3 protein-coding genes are annotated in these 4,798 nt (G+C 38.5%); all 3 read left to right on the top strand.

The genetic code is table 11. The features are described from left to right. Positions 1-69 precede the first annotated feature (69 nt). Complete coding sequence (locus V7147_RS04135) at positions 70-1,668, top strand: glucose PTS transporter subunit IIA (RefSeq protein ID WP_335366600.1); 1,599 nt, start codon at positions 70-72, stop codon at positions 1,666-1,668. Between the two features lie 36 nt (positions 1,669-1,704). Next, positions 1,705-3,819, top strand: a complete 2,115-nt coding sequence (locus tag V7147_RS04130) for a glycoside hydrolase family 3 protein (protein WP_335366599.1) — start codon at positions 1,705-1,707, stop codon at positions 3,817-3,819. A 256-nt stretch (positions 3,820-4,075) separates the two neighbouring features. Continuing rightward, entirely contained in the window at positions 4,076-4,492 is a 417-nt protein-coding gene (locus V7147_RS04125) for a VOC family protein (protein WP_335366598.1), read from the top strand. Positions 4,493-4,798: the final 306 nt, after the last annotated feature.

Raw genomic sequence — 4,798 nt, 5'->3', positions numbered from 1 at the left:
CTTTATTCCTATTAGATAAAAATAATTTTTCATTTACAGCTAAGAACATACAACAAGGAGGACATGATCATGAAAAACAATGATACAAGTGGAGATAAAAAGGAAACATTCTTTAATAAAATATTAGGGGCAATTAGTGGAAGCTTTGCACCCATTTTAGGAGTACTTGCCGGTTCGGGCTTGATTACGGCTTTATTATCTATATTAAAATCATTAGGCTGGCTGTCTGCTGAAAGCGGTACCTATGCGATTCTATCTTCCGCTGGACATGCCGTATTTTACTTTTTCCCTGTTTTCCTCGGATATACGATGGCAAACAAGCTGGGGGCCAATGGATTTGTTGGGGCCGCAATTGGAGCCGCTTTATTAGAACCACATTATATGGAATTAGTTACGGCTCAAGCACAGGATGTTTCGTTCTTAGGGATTCCGGTAATACTGGCAAGTTATTCATCCACCGTGTTTCCTATATTAATCGCTGCATCTATTTATGCTTTATTAGATAAGTTTCTAAAGAAAGTAATTTATAAAGACTTGCAGATGTTTATCAATCCAATGATTTCCTTAATCATTATCGTGCCATTAACCATTCTCATTTTTGGTCCATTTGGGACGTATGTTGGACAGGGCTTAGCATTTGTTATTCAGTTTTTAAGTGATAGAAGTGGATTAGTTACAGGAGCGGTATTGGGAGCGGCTTGGTCTTTCCTTACGATCTTAGGGCTTCACTGGGCTGTGATTCCAATCGCTATTGCAAATCTAGGTGCATCGGGGCTTGATCCAATTATTGCGATAGCAGCCGCGGCACCATTCGCTCAAATCGGTATGGGGCTTGGCGTATTCTTTAAAACGAAAGATAAACAATTAAAAACACTTGCTGGATCAGGGCTTCTGCCAAGTGCATTAGCAGGGACAACCGAAATCATCACATATGGTTTACTCGTCCGCTATAAGCGAACAATGGTATACGTTGGGATAGCTGGAGCAGTTGGTGGGGCAATCAATGGAGCACTAGGAGTTTCAGCAACGGCCTTTGCACTTCCAAGTTTCTTGTCCATTCCTGTATTTTCGCCAATCGGAATATTTGCAATCGGTGTGTTTACATCTTTACTACTAGCAATGGTGCTAACTCTTGTATTTGGATATGAAGGGAAGAACGATGTAAGGGTTGCGAACAAGACAAATAAAGAATTTGGATTTGGTAATGTAAAAAAAGAAATGATTGCAAGTCCATTAACTGGACATATCGTTTCATTGAATAAAATTGAGGATCCCCTTTTTTCAAAAGAAATCGTAGGAAAAGGAATCGCAATTGAACCAACGAAAGGGACTATCATTTCTCCAGTGGACGGAGTTGTAACGACATTATTCCCGAGTAACCATGCGATTGGACTTACATCGAATGATGGGGCTGAAATCTTAATTTCTATTGGTCATAATACGATTGAATTGAAGGGGAAATATTTTACTTCCCATGTAAAGCAATGGGATCAAGTGAAAAAAGGCGATTTACTCATTGAATTTGATATAGACAAGATAAAAGCAGCTGGATATGATCTTAAATCTCCTGTCGTTATTACCAATACAGAAGCATATTTAGAAGTGAAACCAATGAAAACTGGTGATGTTGAGGCAAGTGATGGTCCTGTATTGAAACTTGATGCATAAAACCAATTGTTTAAAAACCTATGAGGAGGAAATGACATGCAAAAACAACCCGAGTTACAAGTTAGAACGAAGAAACTCATTGAACAAGACGGTTTAAAATTTAAAGATTTAAATAATAATGGCAAGCTAGATCCTTATGAAGATTGGCGTTTAAGCCCGAAAGAACGTGCGGAAAACCTTGTTTCCTTGATGAACATCGATGAAAAAATCGGGATGATGCTGATTAATTCAAGAAAAATGGGACTTGCCCAAGAAGATAAGAGCAAGACAAGCCATGAAGGCATTCTAGATGAAAGTATTGTAGAAAAAGGAGAAACAATCTTCGCTACTAGCAAAGTATACGGAACCACTCATACGATTGCTAACAGGAAACTAAGACATTTTATTTTAAGAGATAACTTCACTCCTGCTGAAATGGCGGAATGGGTGAACACGATGAATGAAGTAGCTGAGGGAACACGCTTGGGGATTCCTGTTATCGTTGCATCAAACTCCAGAAATGAAAATGGGGAAGCAGTGTTCGGCATGAATGATGCAATTGGTATCTTCTCTACATGGCCAGGAACATTGGGACTAGCAGCAGCGGCAAAAGGAGATATCCAAAATGGCGGGGATGCTTCCCTTATTAGTGAATTTGCAAGCATTGCTCGTAAAGAATGGAATGCTACTGGTTTAAGAAAAGGGTATATGTATATGGCAGATGTGGTGACAGACCCGAGATGGCAACGTACGTATGGAACGTTTGGAGAAGATCCAGAGTTTATTGCCGATGTGATTGGTCGTATCCTTGACGAATTCCAAGGGGAAACCATAGGAACTGATAGTATTGCGATGACAACGAAGCATTTCCCAGGTGGGGGAGCGAGAGAAAATGGCTTTGACCCTCACTATGAAGAGGGAAAATGGAATCTATACCCAACTCCAGGTAGCTTAGAAAAATACCATCTACCACCATTTAAAGCAGCAGCAGAACATGGAACATCTTCCATCATGCCCTATTACTCAATTCCAAGCATTAAGAAGAGTGTGGTTCAGGAATTTGAAGGGGAGGAAATCCCATTCGAAGAGGTTGGATTTACGTTTAATCGTTATTTCATTGACCATATCCTTCGAGGAAAACTTGGTTTTAAAGGCTATGTGAATAGTGATAGTGGGATTGTAAATAACATGAGCTGGGGTATGGAAAAGAGCAGTGAAGCGGAACGCTTTGCGAAAGCGATTAATGCTGGTACTGATTTGGTTGCCGATACGAATGATATCGAAAATCTAAAATTGGCAGTTAGCAAAGGATGGATCACTGAAAAACGACTAGATGAATCAAATGTACGTCTCTTAACAGAAATGTTCTCGCTAGGTCTATTTGATGAGCGCACGTACAATGATCCAGCAAAAGCAACTGAGGTTGTTAGCACAAAGTCGCATTGGGAAGCTGCATATGAAGCACATAAAAAATCAGTAACCGTACTGAAAAATTCAAATGAAACCTTGCCACTTACAGCGGACAAGCTAGATGGGAAAAAGGTCTATATTGAAGTTTTCCATAAAGAACAGGAAAGAGCGACTGCTTTTACAGAAAAAGCAAGAAATGAAGCAAAAGAACTCGGACTATTTACGTTAACAGACAACTATGAAGAAGCCGATACAGCGATTCTGTTCTTACATCCAAAATCAGGATCTTACTTCAATGCAACACCGGGTTTATTAGAGCTTGAATTATGTGAGGATAAAGTAAACTCAGCGATTGATGGTACATTGTATCAGGAGACTACTTTAAGTGGAATGGATCATTTAAAAGAAGTCGCTGATAGTATCCATAGCCGCGGTGGTAAAGTCGTGATGAGTGTGAATATTATCCTGCCATGGATTTTAGGAAATGTAGAACCAATGGCCGACGCATTGATTGCGGGATACGATACATTCCACAATGCACAGCTTGAAGTAATTGCTGGAAATCACAAACCATCTGGTGTTTTACCAATTACCTTACCGGCAAGTGAAGAAGTCATTGCAGTGTACCAAAATGGAGATTGCGTATCTCCTAATGATGTACCGGGCTATGATAAAGACAAATACATGCCAGCAGGAATGACTTATGCTTATAAAGACAGTGACGGCAATGTTTATAAACTTGGACATGGGTTGAAATATTAACATATATAAATGAAAATCACAGGTATGAAGCCTGTGATTTTTATGTGGGATGGATTTGTGAGGGAAACTGGGGGACAGTGAGCTATTATACTTATACAACGGGTTCAATTTCTGGATAAGAAATACACTTACTCTTTATGTAATAGGCAATTTAATGAATAAAGTAATAAAAGAAAAGTAGAATATTTAGCAACATTCAATGAAAAACTTAAATAACATGGCTTTCTCGCCAGTAATTTTCACAGGAGGTAATAGAATGGCATTCACATCCAAAAATATCTTTATCAATTTATCAGTAAAAGACGTGAACAAGTCCACCAATTTTTTCAAGGAACTTGGTTTTGAGTTCAATCCACAATTCTACGATGAGACCACATCTTGTATGGTCATCAGTGAGAATATCTTTGCTATGATAATGATTGAGGAACGTTTCAAAGGATTTAGTAAGAAAGAAATTGTGGACACTACTATTTCTGCCGAAGCAATTCTCAGCTTTTCAGCTGAAAGCAGGGATCAAGTGGATGAAATAGTAAATAAGGCATTGTCATCTGGTGGTAAATCTTTTAGTGAGCCTCAAGATCATGGGTTTATGTATATAAAGGGATTTCAGGATTTAGACGGTCATTTATGGGAAGTTGCTTATATCGATGAAAGTGCAATCAATCAAGAATAAACTTTAATGTATACATCCAGTATGCCTTAGGCAAGAATCTTCAGCAAACGGTGCATTCTTTAATTATAAAGGCGTCTTTTCTAATCAAACAGTTATTGAAGCAACTAAACAAACGGGAGCGATGATCCAAGTAGGATTATCGCTATTTTTGTTGAAGATATTATACTTGGGAATGTTAGTTGAAAAACAAATGGATAATATATCCCAAATAAAACAGTTTGAGTGTTACACTTAAATTAATCTATTTATTGGGGGTGGGAGTATTGAACGAGAAAAAACCAAGGTTAACTTTGACGGGTGCAATAG

This window comes from Bacillus sp. JJ1521 (genome assembly GCF_036965165.1).
Lineage (GTDB): Bacteria > Bacillota > Bacilli > Bacillales > Bacillaceae_L > Ferdinandcohnia.
This window is presented reverse-complemented; position numbering and strand designations above follow the sequence as displayed.

Coding starts and splice junctions, on each gene's coding strand:
- V7147_RS04135 (WP_335366600.1), top strand. CDS start 70: ATGAAAAACAATGATACAAGTGGAGATAAAAAGGAAACATTCTTTAAT.
- V7147_RS04130 (WP_335366599.1), top strand. CDS start 1,705: ATGCAAAAACAACCCGAGTTACAAGTTAGAACGAAGAAACTCATTGAA.
- V7147_RS04125 (WP_335366598.1), top strand. CDS start 4,076: ATGGCATTCACATCCAAAAATATCTTTATCAATTTATCAGTAAAAGAC.